Source organism: Bartonella sp. AA86SXKL (assembly GCF_042196885.1).
This window is the reverse complement of sequence record NZ_JBHIRE010000002.1, coordinates 85225-102316: the sequence shown is the minus strand read 5'-3', so window position 1 is coordinate 102316 and position 17092 is coordinate 85225. Positions and strand designations below refer to the sequence as shown.

At 37.5% G+C, this 17092-nt stretch carries 14 protein-coding genes and 1 pseudogene; 5 read left to right on the top strand and 10 right to left on the bottom strand.

Annotated elements, in window-relative coordinates; all coding sequences use genetic code 11:
• The first annotated feature begins 367 nt into the window (after nucleotides 1-367).
• The 5 genes from cysS to pssA all read left to right on the top strand — a co-directional run bounded on the left by cysS (nucleotide 368) and on the right by pssA (nucleotide 6250).
• Nucleotides 368-1876 carry a cysteine--tRNA ligase gene (gene cysS / locus ACFIO5_RS01675; RefSeq protein WP_375701134.1) on the top strand — a complete coding sequence of 503 codons (1509 nt, stop codon included), beginning with the start codon at nucleotides 368-370 and terminating at the stop codon, nucleotides 1874-1876.
• 39 nt (nucleotides 1877-1915) lie between these two features.
• Nucleotides 1916-2587, top strand: a complete 672-nt coding sequence (locus tag ACFIO5_RS01670) for a DUF421 domain-containing protein (RefSeq protein WP_375705067.1) — start codon at nucleotides 1916-1918, stop codon at nucleotides 2585-2587.
• A gap of 115 nt (nucleotides 2588-2702) precedes the next feature.
• A complete protein-coding gene (locus ACFIO5_RS01665) occupies nucleotides 2703-4586 on the top strand; it encodes an ABCB family ABC transporter ATP-binding protein/permease (RefSeq protein ID WP_375620728.1) in 1884 nt (627 codons plus the stop codon).
• 117 nt (nucleotides 4587-4703) lie between these two features.
• Nucleotides 4704-5402 (top strand): phosphatidylserine decarboxylase, encoded by a 699-nt coding sequence (locus ACFIO5_RS01660; RefSeq protein ID WP_375612939.1) that lies wholly within the window; start codon nucleotides 4704-4706, stop codon nucleotides 5400-5402.
• A gap of 8 nt (nucleotides 5403-5410) precedes the next feature.
• On the top strand, nucleotides 5411-6250 hold the full coding sequence (gene pssA, locus ACFIO5_RS01655) for a CDP-diacylglycerol--serine O-phosphatidyltransferase (protein WP_375611225.1): 840 nt from the start codon (nucleotides 5411-5413) through the stop codon (nucleotides 6248-6250).
• 70 nt (nucleotides 6251-6320) lie between these two features.
• Here pssA and ACFIO5_RS01650 read toward each other — a convergent pair whose 3' ends face one another.
• The 10 genes and pseudogenes from ACFIO5_RS01650 to rpsF all read right to left on the bottom strand — a co-directional run bounded on the left by ACFIO5_RS01650 (nucleotide 6321) and on the right by rpsF (nucleotide 16790).
• Nucleotides 6321-7070 carry an SDR family NAD(P)-dependent oxidoreductase gene (locus tag ACFIO5_RS01650; RefSeq protein ID WP_375613045.1) on the bottom strand — a complete coding sequence of 250 codons (750 nt, stop codon included), beginning with the start codon at nucleotides 7068-7070 and terminating at the stop codon, nucleotides 6321-6323.
• A 2-nt stretch (nucleotides 7071-7072) separates the two neighbouring features.
• A complete protein-coding gene (purF, locus tag ACFIO5_RS01645; protein WP_375683971.1) occupies nucleotides 7073-8566 on the bottom strand; it encodes an amidophosphoribosyltransferase in 1494 nt (497 codons plus the stop codon).
• Nucleotides 8567-8648: 82 nt separating this feature from the next.
• The gene (locus ACFIO5_RS01640; protein ID WP_375680269.1) at nucleotides 8649-9224 is read right to left on the bottom strand and encodes a CvpA family protein; all 576 of its coding nucleotides are present in this window, start codon (nucleotides 9222-9224) and stop codon (nucleotides 8649-8651) included.
• A gap of 142 nt (nucleotides 9225-9366) precedes the next feature.
• On the bottom strand, nucleotides 9367-10743 hold the full coding sequence (radA, locus tag ACFIO5_RS01635; RefSeq protein ID WP_375612937.1) for a DNA repair protein RadA: 1377 nt from the start codon (nucleotides 10741-10743) through the stop codon (nucleotides 9367-9369).
• Nucleotides 10744-10749: 6 nt separating this feature from the next.
• Nucleotides 10750-11694, bottom strand: a pseudogene (locus ACFIO5_RS01630) (DnaB-like helicase C-terminal domain-containing protein); the annotation flags it as partial.
• A 603-nt stretch (nucleotides 11695-12297) separates the two neighbouring features.
• Nucleotides 12298-13788: a replicative DNA helicase gene (locus tag ACFIO5_RS01625; RefSeq protein ID WP_375683972.1), complete on the bottom strand. Its 1491-nt coding sequence runs from the start codon at nucleotides 13786-13788 to the stop codon at nucleotides 12298-12300.
• A 594-nt stretch (nucleotides 13789-14382) separates the two neighbouring features.
• Complete coding sequence (rplI, locus tag ACFIO5_RS01620) at nucleotides 14383-14979, bottom strand: 50S ribosomal protein L9 (RefSeq protein ID WP_375636273.1); 597 nt, start codon at nucleotides 14977-14979, stop codon at nucleotides 14383-14385.
• A 25-nt stretch (nucleotides 14980-15004) separates the two neighbouring features.
• Complete coding sequence (locus ACFIO5_RS01615; protein ID WP_375634326.1) at nucleotides 15005-15985, bottom strand: YybS family protein; 981 nt, start codon at nucleotides 15983-15985, stop codon at nucleotides 15005-15007.
• A gap of 149 nt (nucleotides 15986-16134) precedes the next feature.
• Nucleotides 16135-16383: a 30S ribosomal protein S18 gene (gene rpsR / locus ACFIO5_RS01610; protein WP_012754957.1), complete on the bottom strand. Its 249-nt coding sequence runs from the start codon at nucleotides 16381-16383 to the stop codon at nucleotides 16135-16137.
• Nucleotides 16383-16790 carry a 30S ribosomal protein S6 gene (gene rpsF, locus ACFIO5_RS01605; RefSeq protein ID WP_375612935.1) on the bottom strand — a complete coding sequence of 136 codons (408 nt, stop codon included), beginning with the start codon at nucleotides 16788-16790 and terminating at the stop codon, nucleotides 16383-16385. Before rpsF ends, rpsR begins: the two co-directional genes overlap by 1 nt.
• Between the last annotated feature and the right edge of the window lie 302 nt (nucleotides 16791-17092).

The following is a 17092-nucleotide window of genomic DNA, read 5'->3' as shown; positions in this document are numbered from 1 at the left end:
AGTAAGGAACCCATTGTGGAATATTGAAAATACTGACGAAGCTTTGTGTGGTTAAAAATTTAAGATTTTCTTTCTGCAAACTATCTATTTTTCACATAGATTTATATTGTATTGCCTATAGATTTTTTTCTAAGCTCATTTTCTTTAAGGAGAGAAAGCATCTCTAATGATAGAACGCTTTTGTCCAATCAAATAAAATAGATTGTTTTTATGATAAACGATGGATACAGCCGTAAATACAATGGGAAAATGGTAAGAAGAATTTACTATAAGATACAAGTTTTTAGCTTAAACCGCGTAATACAATGATTTGAGATAAGATACATCTAAAAGGATCGGTGCATAATATCGTCCATGGAGTCAATAAATGAAAGAGTTGCGATTTTATAATACGCTAACACGTAAAAAAGAAAAATTTACACCAATAGATGCGACAAGAGTACGCCTTTATGTTTGTGGACCGACAATTTATGATTATGCGCATATAGGAAATGCACGTCCTGTTATTGTTTTTGATATTTTATTTCGCTTATTGCGTCATGTTTATGGCAATGAGCATGTTCTATATGCACGTAATATTACAGATGTCGATGATAAAATTAATGCACGAGCAGCTAGCGAATATCCAAACGTATCATTGAATGAGGCTATTCGTCACTTAACAGAACGTACATATTCTCAGTTTCAGCAAGATACCATAGCACTTGGTTGTCTGTTGCCAACCAGTCAGCCACGCGCCACTGAGCATTTAGAGGAGATGCGCTCTTTAATTGAAAGGTTGCTTGAAAAGGGGCACGCTTATGAAGCGGAAAATCATATATTATTTTCTGTAAGTAGCATAAAAAATCCTCCCCATTATGGGGCATTTGCAAATCGTTCTTTAGATGAAATGAGGGCGGGGGCGCGTATCGATGTTGCTGCTTATAAAAGGGAAGAGATGGATTTTGTTTTGTGGAAGCCTTCTGTGGAAGGAGAACCAGGTTGGAAATCACCGGGCGGAATTCCTGTTTTAGGTCGTCCAGGTTGGCATATTGAATGTTCTGCAATGTCAATGGCAAAGTTATTAGCGCCCTATGGCGGTGGTTTAACCTGTGATGATCCGACCGCCAATGTTTTTGATATCCATGGTGGTGGAATTGATTTAATTTTTCCTCATCATGAAAATGAGATTGCACAAAGTTGTTCAGCTTTTGGGACGGAGCGAATGGCTAATTTTTGGATGCATAATGGTTTTTTACAAGTTGAAGGCAAAAAGATGTCGAAAAGCTTTGGCAATTTCATAACTATTCGTTCTGTTTTAGAGAATAATTTGGGGGAGTTTAATGGTATTTTAACCGATGAAATGAAGCAAAATTGGGCTGGTTTGTCTGCGCGTTTTTCGATGTTGCAAACGCATTATCGTGAACCATTAAATTGGACAGCACAGCGTTTAATACAATCGAGCAGCGAACTGTATCGTTGGTATGAATGGCTTCGCAGCAAAAAGAGTGAGATGAAAAACAATGAAGCAATTGATGATACTTTGATAGATGCACTTAGTGATGATCTTAATACTCCAAAAGCACTGACTCTTTTGCGAAAATTTTATAAAGAAGGAAATGCTTTGGCTCTTCTGAATGGGATGAATTTATTAGGACTGTTAAGACAAGAATGGATTAAAGAAATAGATTGCCCATTATTTATGAGAAAAACTTTCCTTGATACAAAATTTATTGATCAGCGCATTGCCGAAAGACTAAGACTTATCCATAATAAAGAGTGGGAAGCAGCGGATACAATTCGTGATGAGCTTGCAGCCGAGGGGGTTCTTTTAAAAGACAGTAAGGATCCGCAGAGTGGTGAGCGCATAACTGTGTGGGAAATAAAACGATTTTAATTTCTCTATTCCTGCAGCTTCATAAAAAAGGAGAATATGATGGAATTTTTATATCATTATGGATATATCGCGCTTAAACTGGCTGTAGGTCTTGTTGCCTTCTTATTTATTTTAAGAACGACGGGGCGGGGGAGTCTTAGTCAGATGACACCAGTTGATTTGGTCAGTAATTTTGTCATGGGAGGTATTATTGGAGGAGTTATTTATAATCAGAATATTAGTAGCATTCAATTATTGCTTGTTTTATTCATCTGGCAAACCTTGATTACATCTTTTAATTTTATTGCACGCTATTCAGTTTTTTTTCGTCGTCTTATTGCAGGGCGGAATGTCACATTAGTTTTAGATGGAGTTTTCCAAATGGATAAGATTAAGAGCTTAGGGATCAATATTAATGATCTCATTACGATGTTACGTCTTAAAGGGTGTCACTTACATGAAGCTGCTTTTGTTCGTTTGGAAACCAATGGTGATTTCACTGTCATTAAAAAGGAAGAGGGAAAGAAATCGACGATTTTAATAGAAAATGGTGAAGTTATTGATGAGGGACTTAAAGAGATTGGTAAAACAAAAAAGTGGCTTCAGGCAGAATTGAAAAAAAAACATGTAAAAGTTGAAAATTTATTTGCAGCAGAGTGGTATGAAAATACAGATCAAAATAATAAATTGTATAGTGGATTATTTCTTGTTCCTTTTTCAAAAACAGTCTAACTTCAAAAAACAGGTAGGTATAGCTTATTGGAAGCCATAATGAAGAGATGAATCTATAAATAACCACAGAGGGTATTTTGCCTGTTTGTGCGGATGATAGAGAAGTAAGGACTTTATGAAACGCAATGAAATGACAAAAACTGTATCATCAGATACAGGGAAGACTCTGCACACACTTTACAATTTATGGCCCTATATGTGGCCGGTAGGGCGGCGTGATCTAAAAATGCGTGTGCTATGGGCAATATTTTATCTTGTTTTGGCTAAGCTCGTTCTCATATCTGTACCGTATTTATTTAAATATTCTACGAATGTGCTTGATTCAAGCTTTCAGCTACCTGAATGGTTCCCATCCAGTTGGATTATTCCCATCATGCTTGTTTTGGCATACAATGTCGCGCGTATTATGCAGGCTGGATTAAATCAATTACGCGATTCCCTGTTTGCCACTGTTGGTCAATACGCTGTTCGTCAATTAGCTTATAAAACCTTTGTACATATGCATGAGTTATCTTTGCGATTTCATTTGGAACGCCGAACAGGTGGGCTTTCTCGTGTGATTGAGCGTGGAACAAAAGGAATCGAAGCGATCGTAAGATTTTCAATTCTTAGTACAGTACCAACAGTTTTAGAATTTATATTAACGGCACTGGTATTTTATATAAGTTATGGGTGGCATTATCTTCTCATTGTTGTTGTAACGGTTGGATTATATATTTTGTTTACCATTAAGGCGAGTGATTGGCGTATTCGCATTCGACAAAAAATGAATACAGCGGATACTGAGGCGAATACTCGCGCTGTTGATTCTCTTTTGAATTTTGAAACGGTCAAATATTTTGGTAATGAAACTCTAGAAGCCGATCGATTTGATGCTTCTATGGTAGGTTATGAAAAAGCCGCAACAAAGATTTGGACATCTTTAAGCTGGCTTAATTTTGGTCAGACTCTTATCTTTGGTATTGGAATGACGATCATGATGCTGATGTCAGCTTATGAAGTTTTTTATAAGACACAAACTTTAGGAGATTTTGTTTTTATTAATGCGCTTTTAATGCAACTTTCCATTCCACTAAATTTTATTGGTTCAATGTATCGTGATATTCGACAAGGTTTAACGGATATTGAAGCAATGTTTGATCTTTTAGATGTTCAGAAAGAGATCGTTGATAAATCGGATGCTAAACCGTTAGAGATAAGCGATGGGACCATTTGTTTTCATCAGGTAAAGTTTTCCTATGATTCGAGACGTCAGATTCTCAGAGATATTGATTTTGAAGTTCCTGGAGGAAAAACAGTCGCTATTGTCGGTCCATCGGGTGCCGGTAAATCTACTATTTCTCGGTTGCTTTTTCGGTTTTATGATGTTGATGCAGGCTCTATCACAATTGATGGGCAGGATATTCGTGACGTAACACAAAAGAGTTTGCGTGAAGCGATTGGCATGGTCCCACAAGATACGGTGTTATTTAATGATACAATTGCCTATAATATTTGCTATGGGCGTCCAAGTGCTACAGATGAAGAGATGCGCAAAGCTGCTGAAATGGCACAAATATCAAAATTTATTGAAATTTTACCGGAAGGTTTTCAGTCTATGGTAGGAGAGCGAGGTCTCAAATTATCAGGTGGTGAAAAACAACGCGTGGCTATTGCACGGACACTTTTAAAAGCTCCTCCACTTCTTATTCTAGATGAAGCAACGGCGGCTCTTGATACGGCGACGGAACAGGAAATTCAACAAGCATTGGATATTGTAAGCCGTGGACGTACAACATTGATTATTGCGCACCGTCTTTCTACTGTTATCAATGCGGATGAAATTTTAGTTCTTAAAAGTGGTCGTATTATTGAAAATGGGACGCATACAGAGCTTTTACGCAAGAAAGGTCTCTATGCTTCAATGTGGAATAAGCAGCTTGAAGCATCGCAAGCAGAAGAAAAATTACGTAAAATGCGTGAAGAAGATGAGACGAGTGTTGTTAATCGTAAAAAATAAATAGAGCAAAATGTAATCTATATCTTTATATGGAGTGATTGATTAAATACATAAAAAGACACAAGAGGAACAAAAAGCTTTGTTGCTTGTTTAAGTTTACGATGAATAGGAAATTATATGAGTATTCTGCAATCTTTCCATAATAGCTTTGTAACGGTTCATAAAGAAGGTTATCCTTTTATTGTAGCGTTTTTTGTTATTTCGCTCATTCTTGGTTGGATATGGAGTCCGTTGTTTTGGTTTGGTCTCGTTCTCACGGTGTGGTGTGTATACTTTTTCCGTGATCCAGATCGTGTGATCCCTTTGAATTCAAATTGGGTTATGTCGCCTGCAGATGGGCGTATTTCATTTGTGGAATCATGTGTTCCACCTGAAGAATTAGGATTAGGGAAAGATGAAATGATCCGTATTTCCATTTTTATGGATGTTTTTTCATGCCATATTAATCGTATTCCTATCAGTGGTACAGTAGAGTCTATCGTTTATCATCCAGGTCGATTTACCAATGCTGACTTTGATAAAGCTAGTCAGTTTAATGAGCGTAATGGGGTGGTAATTGATAGCAAACATGGTAAAATTGGTGTCGTACAAATAGCGGGAATGGTTGCGCGCCGGATTGTTTGCTGGTCAAAAGAAAACGATGCCGTTATGACTGGTGAGCGATTTGGATTGATTCGTTTTGGTTCTCGCCTTGATGTTTATATACCAACTGAAATGAAATTGCGTGTTGCAGTTGGACAGACAGCAATTGCTGGAGAAACAGTTTTGGGTTCTTTTGATGATAAGAGTGCCACAACGGACTTCAGATACGATTAGGACTCACAATGAAAAATTTTTCGCCATTTTCTTCATTCAATCCTGAGGGGCAGCATGATGATGTTGCAAATCGGCGGCGTTCACCTACATCAATGCGGTATGTCATTCCCAATATCATTACTATTTTAGCAATTTGTGCAGGGATGAGCAGCATTCGTTTGGCTTTTGAACATCGCTATGAAGCTGCTATTTTAATGGTGCTTTTGGCCGCAGTTTTAGATGGTGCTGATGGTCGCATTGCCCGTTTAATAGATGGTAGTTCATCTTTTGGGGCACAGATGGATTCTCTTGCTGATGTTATAAATTTTGGTGTTACCCCTGCACTCATTGTTTATTCTTTTATCTTGAATCAAGCGAATCATATTGGGTGGGTTGCTGCCCTTGTTTATTGTGTTGCTTGTTGTTTGCGATTAGCACGTTTTAATGTGATGTTAGATAACCCCAATATACCTAAGTGGCAGAGAAGTTATTTTGTTGGTGTTCCAGCACCAGCAGGAGCATTATTACTTTTATTGCCTACCTATTTAGGCACTCTTGGTTTGGTCCCCAATTGGGGGTGGGCATTATTTTTTAGTCTTTATACTGTAATTATTGCTTTTCTTTTGATTAGTCGTTTACCGGTATGGAATGCAAAAACAATTGATCAAAATTTAAGGCGCGATATCGTTATACCTTGCATGTTGGTCATTGTTATTTATGTCGGTTTTCTTGCGACTTACACATGGGAAACTTTATTGATTACAGCTGTTAGCTATATGATTTTTCTCCCTTGTAGTTTTATCGCTTATAATAAACGTGCTACTTTAGAAGAGAAAAAGGCTGATGCTAAAGCTATCCAAGAATTATAAAGTGCTTCATTCTTCTGTCGAAAAGCACAGGAAAAAGAGAGAGTCAAACGATTTACTTCTCATATGATGATCAATCAGGTACATGATAATCTACAAACCGATTTTTATGGACATTAAAGAGTTTTCCAGTTTCCTTTAAATCAGGTGATAACAAATGGACTATCTTTTTTGCAACCTCTTGTGGTAAAGGAAGAGTTTGTGGATCTTCACCGGGCATAGCTTCAGCGCGCATGGCAGTGCGTGTGGCACCAGGGTTGACACAATTAATCTTAATAGGGGTTTGTTTGAGTTCTTCTGCCCAACAGCGGGCAATCACCTCTAAAGCCGCTTTAGAGGCTGCATAAGCTCCCCAGAAAGGGCGCGCAGCATGCGCAACGCTTGAGGATAACAGGATGGCTCGTCCAGCATCAGATTCACGTAATAAAGGCTCAACGGCTTTCATTAAGCGCCATTGGCTGAAAAGATTTATTTGAAAAACATCTTCAAATACCGTGTTTTCTATATGCGCTATTGGTGAGAGTGTTCCAAGAATTCCTGCGTTTGCAACGATAATATCAAGTTTTTTCCAGCGTTTGGCAATTGAGATAGCAAGGGTATCGATGTTTTCCATATGATGCAAGTCAAGGGGAACAAGGGTTGCATGAGCTCCTTTTTCTCGGATTTGATTATCTAATTCAGTAAGTCCACTGACTGTTCGTGCAAGAGCAATAATATGAGCACCGCGTGCAGCAAGCTCGAGTGCCAAATAATAGCCAATCCCTCTTGATGCGCCAGTAACAAGTGCAACACGCCCATGGAGACTAAAGTCACGTTTTGTCATCATTAATCTCTTGTTTTAAGAACAGATGATTGATGAATTTTGGAGAGATTTTCTTGATCAACCAGATGCGTAGGATAATATCCAGTAAAATAATGGTCAGTAAATTGTGGATCGGCGTTATTCCGTTTTTCCCCTGCTACAGCAAGATATAATCCATCCGTTGAAAGAAATTCTAATGAATCTGCTCCAATAAAATCACACATAGATTTTAAATTTGGATATTGATTTGCTAAAAGGTTTTCAGCTTTAGGTGTATCAATACCATAAAAGTCAGGATAAAAAATCATAGGGCTAGAAATGCGCATATGAACTTCTTTTGCTCCTGCATCGCGAAGCATTCGTACAATTTTAAGGGATGTTGTTCCACGCACAATAGAGTCATCAACCAGAATAACACGTTTTCCTTCAATCACAGGACGGTTTGCCGAATGTTTTAACTTGACGCCAAAAGCGCGAATTTGTTGTGTTGGTTCGATAAAAGTGCGGCCAACATAGTGATTACGAATAATACCAAGCTCGAAGGGAATTCCAATTTCTTGTGCATAGCCAATTGCGGCAGGTGTTCCTCCGTCAGGAACAGGAACTACAACATCACCCTTACAGGGGGCTTCTTGTGCTAAACGAATTCCCATATTTTTACGTGTTGTATAAACACTACGCCCTCCAACGATTGAGTCCGGGCGGGCAAAATAAACATATTCAAATAAACAAAGCTTTTCTGGTGTCTCATTTTCTGGTTTTATAATTTTTTTCGTAATTTCCCCATTTTTTTGTATTTCACATATGATGATTTCTCCATTTTTAACATCACGGACATATTTTGCTCCAATAATATCAAGAGCACAAGTTTCAGAACAAAAAATAGGCTTACCATTAAGTTCCCCCATCACGAGAGGTCTAATTCCTGTTGGATCGCGTGCCGCAATAAGCTTTGTACGTGTGAGCGCTAACATAGCATACCCACCTTCTACTTGCCGAATCGCATCAACAAAACGATCAGAGGACGATTCATAACGTGAGCGGGCGATAAGATGGAGAAAAACTTCTGAATCTGACGTTGATTGACAGATAGCACCAGAAGCGATGAGTTCACGGCGTAATGTGAGACCATTGGTAAGATTACCATTATGCGCAATAGCAATACCTCCAACTTTCAATTCAGCAAAAAGGGGTTGAACATTGCGTAATGCCACTTCTCCAGTTGTTGAATAACGGGTATGTCCAATAGCACGATTTCCTGGTAAGCGCGCAAGTGTTGCAGGGTTTGTATAGTGATCGCCAACAAGACCTAAATGCTTTTCTTGATGAAATATTTTATTATGGTAAGAAACAATCCCAGCTGCTTCTTGCCCACGATGCTGAAGTGCGTGGAGTCCAAGAGCTGTTAATGTTGCGGCATCTTCATGCCCAAGAATACCAAAAACTCCACATTCTTCATGAAGGGTATCATCATCTAATGAAAATTCTTGACAGAAAACATCGCTTTTTATCATCATATTCTTTCAGTTGTGATATGGAGGAATCATTAATATCACATTTTACATCATTTAGTTCTCTTTCCTCATGAAAAACTATTCTCTATTTTTTGAAAATTATCTTTTCATGAGAGTGTTGCTCATACGTATGTTTATTGCTGTCTTTAAACAAATTTTCCGTCTTTTCGAGAACAGATCCAATATCTTTTGGGAGTATTTCCCAAACTTTTTGTCCCAATGAATCTAAAATAGGCCTTGTTTTTGCATTTTTTAACCAATTCGCTTGAAGCTCGGGTTTAATCAGTGCATTAAGCAGTAACATACCGATGACCATGATAAGTAAACCACGAAGTGCTCCAAAAATAAAACCAATAGCACGGTCAAGGATACCAATTCGACTATCAATAATAAAATCAGAGATCTTCATTGTAATAATTGAAGTAATAATGAGAACAACAATAAAAATTGTGACCAATGTTGTGATCAATGCAATCATTTTATTAGAGAGATATTGTTCAAAGAAAGGTAAGACAGGTTTGAATAAAAACAGTGTCGTAACAGCTGCAACTGCCCAAGAAATCAACGATAACACTTCACGTGAAAATCCTCGAAGCATAGCAAGAAAAGCGGACAACAGGATGATTACTACGACAATTCCATCAAGGATTGTTATGATCATTTGTTTGTTCCTTATACATAAAGTTGTGTTCTTTTAAGTCTGTGTGCAAATATATTTTTTGTTATGCCATTTTTTGTTCTTATAGCAAGGATCTTTTGTATTTTATAGAGTTTTTTCTATATTATCATATCTGTGGTGCAGATCATTTTTTACTTACGGTAAGAGTAGCAACGAGTTCGGGAAGGTCGGAGAAAGTTTTTTGTTGAAAGTTGAGCGACTTCATCATTTCGGTTGTTGTTGTGGGGTGAAAGGCTCCTTGAAAGCCGAGTTTTTTTGCTTCATTGATGCGCTGTGCTGAATGTGCAACAGCGCGGGTAGCTCCTGAAAGACTAACTTCACCAAAATATACATAATCCGTTGGCAATGCGATATTGGCAAGAGAAGATACCAAAGCAGCGGCTACAGCTAAATCAGCAGCGGGTTCTGATATGCGATATCCACCTGCTACGTTCAGATAGACATCATGCTGTCCAAAACGAATGCCACAATGGGCTTCTAAAACGGCAAGAATCATAGAAAGGCGATTTCCATCCCATCCGACAACCGCACGTCTTGGTGTCCCAAGGGAAGAAGGAGCAACAAGCGCTTGAATTTCTACGAGTATCGGGCGAGTCCCTTCCATTCCTGCAAAAACAGCAGCGCCTGGTGCTTTTTCATTACGTTCCCCTAAAAATAATTCAGATGGATTTATCACTTCGCGTAATCCTTTATCAGACATTTCAAAGACACCAATTTCATCTGTTGGTCCGAAGCGATTTTTTACAGTTCTAAGAATGCGATAATGATGTCCTCCTTCACCCTCAAAATAGAGAACGCCATCAACCATATGTTCAACGACTCGAGGACCAGCAATTTGTCCATCTTTTGTAACATGCCCAACAAGAACAACGGCGGCTCCTGTTTTCTTGGCAAAGCGGATCATTGCCTGAGCACCGATACGTACTTGTGTGACAGTGCCAGGTGCTGAATCTGCTGTATCTGACCATAGGGTTTGAATCGAATCGATAATCACCATATCAAGGTTTTTATGTTCGCTTAAGGTTGCCAGAATATCTTCAACATTGGTTTCAGCAGCAAGTTTCACTTCTGTATTGTTAGCTTCAAGCCTTTGTGCGCGCAGACAAATTTGCGCAATAGCCTCTTCACCTGAAACATAGATGACATTATATCCTTTACGTGATAAAGCAGCGGCTGTTTGTGTCAGCAATGTTGATTTACCAATACCCGGATCACCTCCAACAAGGAGTGCTGATCCACGGACAAAGCCCCCACCGGTAACACGATCAAGTTCAGCAATACCAGAATGAATACGTGGAGCATCTTCGATATTTCCAGAAAGAGATGTGAGTGTGACAATGCGTCCTTTACGAGCATTCTGCTTAGGACCACTTCCTATGCCGCTATTTATAGTTTCTTCGATAAGAGAATTCCATTCCCCACAAGCGCTACATTTCCCTGCCCAACGAGAATGGATGGTTCCGCAATTTTGACAGATAAATTGAATACGATTACGCGCCATATCGATTTAACCAATTTGCTCTGGAAGATAATCATTATCTTCCAGGTCACTGAATCGTGTGAAAGAAGACTGAAAGGCAAGTGGCACGATTCCTGTCGGTCCATGACGTTGTTTTGCAACAATAACATCAGCTTTTCCAAAAACTTTGTCCATTGTCTCTATCCATTTCATATGTTCAAGGCTACCGAACTTTGGTTCTTCATTTTTGAGGTAATATTCTTCGCGATAGACAAACAGAACGATGTCGGCATCTTGCTCAATAGAACCAAATCCACCTAAATCTGAAAGTTTTGGGCGTTTATCTGTTCTGTTTTCAACTTGATGTGAAAGTTGTGAAAGAGCAATAATAGGGATATTTAATTCTTTTGCTAAAGCTTTTAATTCTGCAGTGATTTCTTGAATACGATATTCAGATGTGTATTTTAAATCACTTGTCATGAGTTGGATATAATCAATAATTAAGACATCCAAACCATGTTTTTGCTTGAGACGCCGAGCACGGGCAGCCAGTTGTGAAACTGATATTCCTCCAGTTTGATCAATATAAAGGGGTGCCTTTTGGAGCTGATTTACCGTACGAATAATTTTTGAAAATTGTTCATCTGAAATATGACCACGTCGAATATCAGAAGAAGAGACTTCCGTTTGTTCAGAAATAATACGTGTTGCAAGCTGCTCTGAGGACATTTCAAGTGAGAAGAACCCTACAACGCCGCCTTCATTTTCCTGGATATTACCATTATGATTATAAGCATTGGCAATATTAAAGGCAATATTGGTAGCAAGTGAAGTTTTACCCATACCAGGGCGTCCCGCAAGGATAATTAAGTCGGATGGTTGTAATCCTCCCATTTTTTCATCAAGTGTTTGAATATGAGTCGCTATCCCTGATATTTGCGAAGAGCGCTTTTTTGCAGCACTTGCTATATCAACAACTCTTTTGATAGCTTCATCAAGACTGTCAAATCTACTATCGCAGTCTTCTTTTTTTTCTAGCATAATTATACACTTTCCTTTTGTTAGATATCAGTTTTTATGCAATTTTATATCAAGAATATTTTGCATGTTGTAGAATTTTCTCTGTGCTGTAGTATTTAAAACACTGCTTGTTTTTTATATTGCGGTAACTAGGGTAATTTTTCAGATAGATTAGAAAATATTTTTGTTAAAAGGTTAGAGGTTGTCCTATAAAGAGGAAAGTTTCTGATATTCTACATAATAGTCAGCCTTGCACAACAGCAGCAATTATTTTTGAATTTAAAAACAAGAAAATGAGTGTCTTGTGAGAAGGAGTTTTGTAAAAGAAGGAACAATATAGAAAGATTTAGATTAGCTATGGATTTTAATATATGTACCCCACTTACAACATTAAGAGATGTGTTATCATTTCATGCAAGAAGAATGTTATTAAATAGCAAATAACGGCGGCTAGAATCATTGAAAAATGATTCTTTGTAAGAAATTTCATTCTTGATAAGAACTACATTTTTTAATGAGAAGAATGGTTTCACAATTTTGACAGATAAATTGAATACGATTGCGCGTCATGTTGATTTAACCAATTTGCTCTGGAAGATAATTACTATCGGCCAGATCACTAAAGCGTGTGAAGTCAGATTGAAAGGCAAGGGGAACGATTCCTGTCGGACCATGGCGCTGTTTTGCAATAATAACATCAGCTTTTCCAAAAGCTTTGTCCATTATTTCTAGCCATTTTTGATGTTCCAAAGTGTTTAGTTTTGGTTCTTCATTTTTGAGATAATATTCTTCGCGATAGACAAACAGAACGATGTCGGCATCTTGCTCAATTGAACCAGATTCACGTAAATCTGAGAGCTGTGGACGTTTATCTGTTCTATTTTCTACTTGACGTGAAAGTTGAGAGAGAGCGATAATAGGAATATTCAATTCTTTCGCTAATGCTTTTAATCCTGTGGTAATTTCTGTGATCTCTTGAACACGATTTTCTGATGAACGCTTTGAACTGCTTGTCATGAGTTGGATATAGTCAATAAACAAGATATCTAAACCATGTTGCCGCTTGAGACGCCGCGCACGAGCAGCTAATTGCGTAATTGATATTCCACCAGTTTGATCAATATAAAGGGGTGCCTTTTGTAGTTGGTTCACCGCACGAATAATTTTTGAAAATTGTTCATCTGAAATATTACCACGCCGAATATCAGAAGAAGAGACTTCTGTTTGTTCAGAAATAATACGGGTTGCAAGCTGTTCGGATGACATCTCAAGTGAGAAGAATCCTACAATGCCGCCTTCATTTTCTTGGATATTGGCATTACGATTATAAGCATTAGCAATATTAAAGGCAATATTGGTAGCCAGTGAAGTTTTACCCATACCAGGGCGGCCCGCAAGGATAATTAAGTCAGATGCTTGTAATCCTCCCATTTTTTCATCAAGTGTTTTAATATGGGTGGCTATCCCTGATAATTGTGAAGAGCGCTTTTTCGCAGCACTTGCCATATCGATAGCTTTTTTAATAGCCTCATTAAAATTTTCAAATCCACCTCCATATTTCCCTTTTTCTGCTAGCTCAAATAACTGATTTTCAACAGTTTCAATTTGTTGGGTAGGCGTGAGTTCTACAGGAGCATCAAAGGCTGTATTGACAACTTGAGTTCCAAGGTCAATCAAAGACCGTCGGATAAAAAGATCGTAAATGACGCGTCCATAATCTTCAGCGTTAATAATAGTGACTGCCTCTGTGGCTAAGCGAACAACATATTGGTATACAGTAATATCTCCAATTTTTTCTTCCATTTGGATATAGGGCTTGATTGTAACTGGATCTACACGTTTTCCTGTTTTAATAAGATGAGATAAAACATGATAAATTTTTTGATGCAATGGTTCAAAAAAATGTTCTGGTTTTAGAAAATCTGAAACGCGGTCAAGAGAATCATTGTTTATAAAGATGGCACCAAGCAATGCCTGTTCAGCTTCAATATTATGCGGAAGTTGCCGAAAAGAAGGAGAATCCTCTTTCTTTGAAGAGCTGACATTAACAACGTTAGTTTCTTCCATAATATTTTTCCACTAAAATTCTAAGTCTAGCTACTTTAGGCGATAAATTGAAAATCGTATAATTAAAAGAATAGAGCGACAAATCTTCATTTTAAGTTAAAATTATATAATTTTTTGAAACTCTCTTTTCGTTCCTCATTTATCATTTGTGTATTATTTATATAACGTCTATCTATTTTATTTTATAATATGTGATTTTAAAGTGGAAGTTTTGCTACTCTAAATTTAAGTATTTTTAAGTTACTTAACCTTAAAATTCCAATATCTGTGTAAGTAGAATTATTTTTTTATAACTGAAATTATTTCAGATCATGTGAGGATATAATCAACTTAACGCTCATACAAACTTTAGCCTTAAGGGTAGAACTTTAAATTATTTTTGCTTTATATGCTGGAAAACAAAAGACATTTCCTCTTAGTGATATTATCATTCTCGGCATGTAATGCCTTTAAATAGTATATTTCTAATTCTTTCATAAAAATTAGGTTCTTTATGTACGATAGCCATAAAATACTCACTTTTAAAGTGTGAGTATTTTATGAGCGATATTTATAATGGAATAAAAAATATAAAACAGAAAGAAAAAATAGCAATTAAGCTTCTTGATGAGAACTGTTTATATCGTTGTCATTAATTTCTTCTGCCAATAATTCTTCCTGACTTTCTTCTAATAATTCTTCTGGAATATTATATATTTCTTTAGCCGAAGTGAGAGTTTCACCTTCTGCTTGGCGTTGTGCTTCACTGGTAGAACGCGCAACGTTAATAATCACAGAAATTTGAACCTCTGGATGTAAACTAAGAGTGATAGTGTGAAGACCGATCATTTTTATTGGATGATTAAGTTCGATTTGATTTCTTCCAATAGAAAAGCCTTCATCTGTTATGATTTCAGCAATATCACGTGTTGACACAGAACCATAAAGTTGTCCCGTTTCACCAGCAGAACGAACAACAATGAATGATTGTCCATCAAGTTTTTCAGCAATTTTTTGCGCTTCGCTTTTGCGTTCAAGATTACGTGCTTCAAGTTGTGCACGTTGTACCTCAAAATGTTTTTTATTAGCTTCATTTGCCCGTAAAGCTTTACCTTGAGGCAAGAGAAAATTACGCGCATAACCATCTTTAACTGAGACAATATCACCCATCTGACCAAGACGAGGAATGCGCTCAAGTAAAATAATATCCATAGTTTTTCCTTTCGAACAAATAAATTTAGTGGAGTTTTTTGCGTGATTGAAAATTGTATTGAATAGCAGCCCAAATTCCCATCAAAAGTACCATGAAAACAATAGGTGGAGCAAAAACGACTGTAAAAATAGCAATATAAACAAGAGAAAGTATAATAATTCGACCGTTTACCCCTTTTGTAATATTGTGAAGATATGCTAGACCGCTAATTAATATGATGACAATGTATGCAGTACTAAAGACAAGGGTACTCAAGTTAAGAGAAGCGCTCAGCTCAACCATCGATGTTATGCAAACAATAATGAAAATAATAATTCCAGAAATTGGAAGGCGGAGAGTTTGGCTCCAATCATCACGGGGTCTTTTCAGCCATTTCATATGTTGTGCTGCTATAATGGAAAAGTAAAGGTTACCAATGAGAAAAACCAAACTATAAATAGTCAAAGAAAAAGCAGTAAAAGTTGCTGTATGCGTCATTAAAAGCTCACTAAAAGCGCGTATATAGGCTTCTTTTATTGACTGTGTTTGTTGCAGAGTTTGTGCTATGTTTTCGGTGATTTTTTTTGCAACGATGGGTGTGGAAGGACGTGTTTGAACATAGAGCCCAATGAAAGTTGCTATAAGAGCGATAAAATTAGTTAAATGAAAAATAACCGATGATAATGGATACCATATCAGTTCATTTTCTTTTTGCGCTGGTCGTGCAAGCCCAAGAAGCCAAGAAGCATAGACAGCAGGAAGGAAAAATAAGACCATAAAGCCAAGAGCAATATAGGTATTAGTGGTTATGATAAGAACAACAGTAGCACTTATGAGGGCGATGAGACTGGCTAATGTTCCTTGACCGAACGCAACAATAAAAATTGGTAATGAAAGAAAGCAGCCAAGAAGAAGAGAAAAAAAGGGCACGATATTTGCAACACTGATGATTGCCAACCCTATCACAACAGCAAATAATCCTGCTAAAATACCGGTTAATATCTCATAAGTACGATTTTTTTTCATTTATTGCTGTCCTGCTTTCTGCAGTTAGAGGCGTGTCAATACCCCAACTTTGACATTTAATAGCTTAACATAGGATACAACAAGCTATTTTTTAACCATATAAGAAAAGCAACTGGAGAAACTCTCCAGTTGCATAGCATATTGATCGCTTACTTTATAACGTACGGAAGTAAGCCTAAAAAGCGAGCACGTTTGATAGCATTAGCTAATTCGCGCTGTTTTTTCTGACTAACAGCAGTAATCCGTGAAGGAACAATTTTCCCACGTTCGGAAATATAACGTTGTAACAACTTGATGTCTTTATAATCAATTTTGGGAGCATTGGTCCCTGAAAAAGGACATGTTTTACGACGACGATGAAAGGGGCGACGTGCAGAGTTTTGATTAGTATCAGTCATCATTCTACCCCTTCTATAGTATTTTCACGTTGACGACGTGGAAAACGAGGACGCTCTTCATCATGTCCAATGTGACTATTGCGATCAAGGTGTGAGAGCATAGCAGATTTTTCTTTTTCGTGTTTTTCTACGCGAATGGTCATATAACGCAAAATATCTTCATTGATGCGCATCTGACGCTCCACTTCAGCAATTGCTGAAGCTGGTGCATCAATATTGACTAAGACATAATAAGCTTTACGGTTTTTACGAATACGGTAAGCAAGAGGACGAAGTCCCCAATTTTCTATACGCCCAACTTTTCCACCATGCGCTTCAATGACACCTTTGTAGAGACTCAAAAGTTCATCAACTTGCTGCGGAGCAATGTCTTGTCGGGCAAGGAACATATGTTCATAAAGAGCCATTGTTTTGCCTTTCTTCAATTAAATTTCACCGGTTTTAGCGCAAAGCCTCTGCGACTTGTCTTTTTTGGAAATCCAAAGAAGAAAGGACGCGTTTACAATTCGAGACATCTCAGAGCGGAGACACGGGAGGCCGGAAACATTGTATTTCCTACTGATATTTTACAGCCCTCCGTTCAACCTCCAGCTAAAGTGCCGGCAACGAATATTTCATATCTACAGGTTATCTTTTAAAATAGCAAGTTTATGCACATAAAAAATTGATTTGTTAAATCTTGATATATTTCCTTCTTCTACAAAAAGAT

Excerpts from the sequence above, each read along its gene's own strand:
- ACFIO5_RS01670 (WP_375705067.1), top strand. The coding sequence starts at position 1,916 with ATGGAATTTTTATATCATTATGGATATATCGCGCTTAAACTGGCTGTA.
- purF (WP_375683971.1), bottom strand. The coding sequence starts at position 8,566 with ATGATGATAAAAAGCGATGTTTTCTGTCAAGAATTTTCATTAGATGAT.
- cysS (WP_375701134.1), top strand. The coding sequence starts at position 368 with ATGAAAGAGTTGCGATTTTATAATACGCTAACACGTAAAAAAGAAAAA.
- ACFIO5_RS01660 (WP_375612939.1), top strand. The coding sequence starts at position 4,704 with ATGAGTATTCTGCAATCTTTCCATAATAGCTTTGTAACGGTTCATAAA.
- pssA (WP_375611225.1), top strand. The coding sequence starts at position 5,411 with ATGAAAAATTTTTCGCCATTTTCTTCATTCAATCCTGAGGGGCAGCAT.
- ACFIO5_RS01615 (WP_375634326.1), bottom strand. The coding sequence starts at position 15,985 with ATGAAAAAAAATCGTACTTATGAGATATTAACCGGTATTTTAGCAGGA.
- rpsR (WP_012754957.1), bottom strand. The coding sequence starts at position 16,383 with ATGACTGATACTAATCAAAACTCTGCACGTCGCCCCTTTCATCGTCGT.
- rplI (WP_375636273.1), bottom strand. The coding sequence starts at position 14,979 with ATGGATATTATTTTACTTGAGCGCATTCCTCGTCTTGGTCAGATGGGT.
- ACFIO5_RS01665 (WP_375620728.1), top strand. The coding sequence starts at position 2,703 with ATGAAACGCAATGAAATGACAAAAACTGTATCATCAGATACAGGGAAG.
- rpsF (WP_375612935.1), bottom strand. The coding sequence starts at position 16,790 with ATGGCTCTTTATGAACATATGTTCCTTGCCCGACAAGACATTGCTCCG.
- ACFIO5_RS01625 (WP_375683972.1), bottom strand. The coding sequence starts at position 13,788 with ATGGAAGAAACTAACGTTGTTAATGTCAGCTCTTCAAAGAAAGAGGAT.
- ACFIO5_RS01650 (WP_375613045.1), bottom strand. The coding sequence starts at position 7,070 with ATGACAAAACGTGACTTTAGTCTCCATGGGCGTGTTGCACTTGTTACT.
- ACFIO5_RS01640 (WP_375680269.1), bottom strand. The coding sequence starts at position 9,224 with ATGATCATAACAATCCTTGATGGAATTGTCGTAGTAATCATCCTGTTG.
- radA (WP_375612937.1), bottom strand. The coding sequence starts at position 10,743 with ATGGCGCGTAATCGTATTCAATTTATCTGTCAAAATTGCGGAACCATC.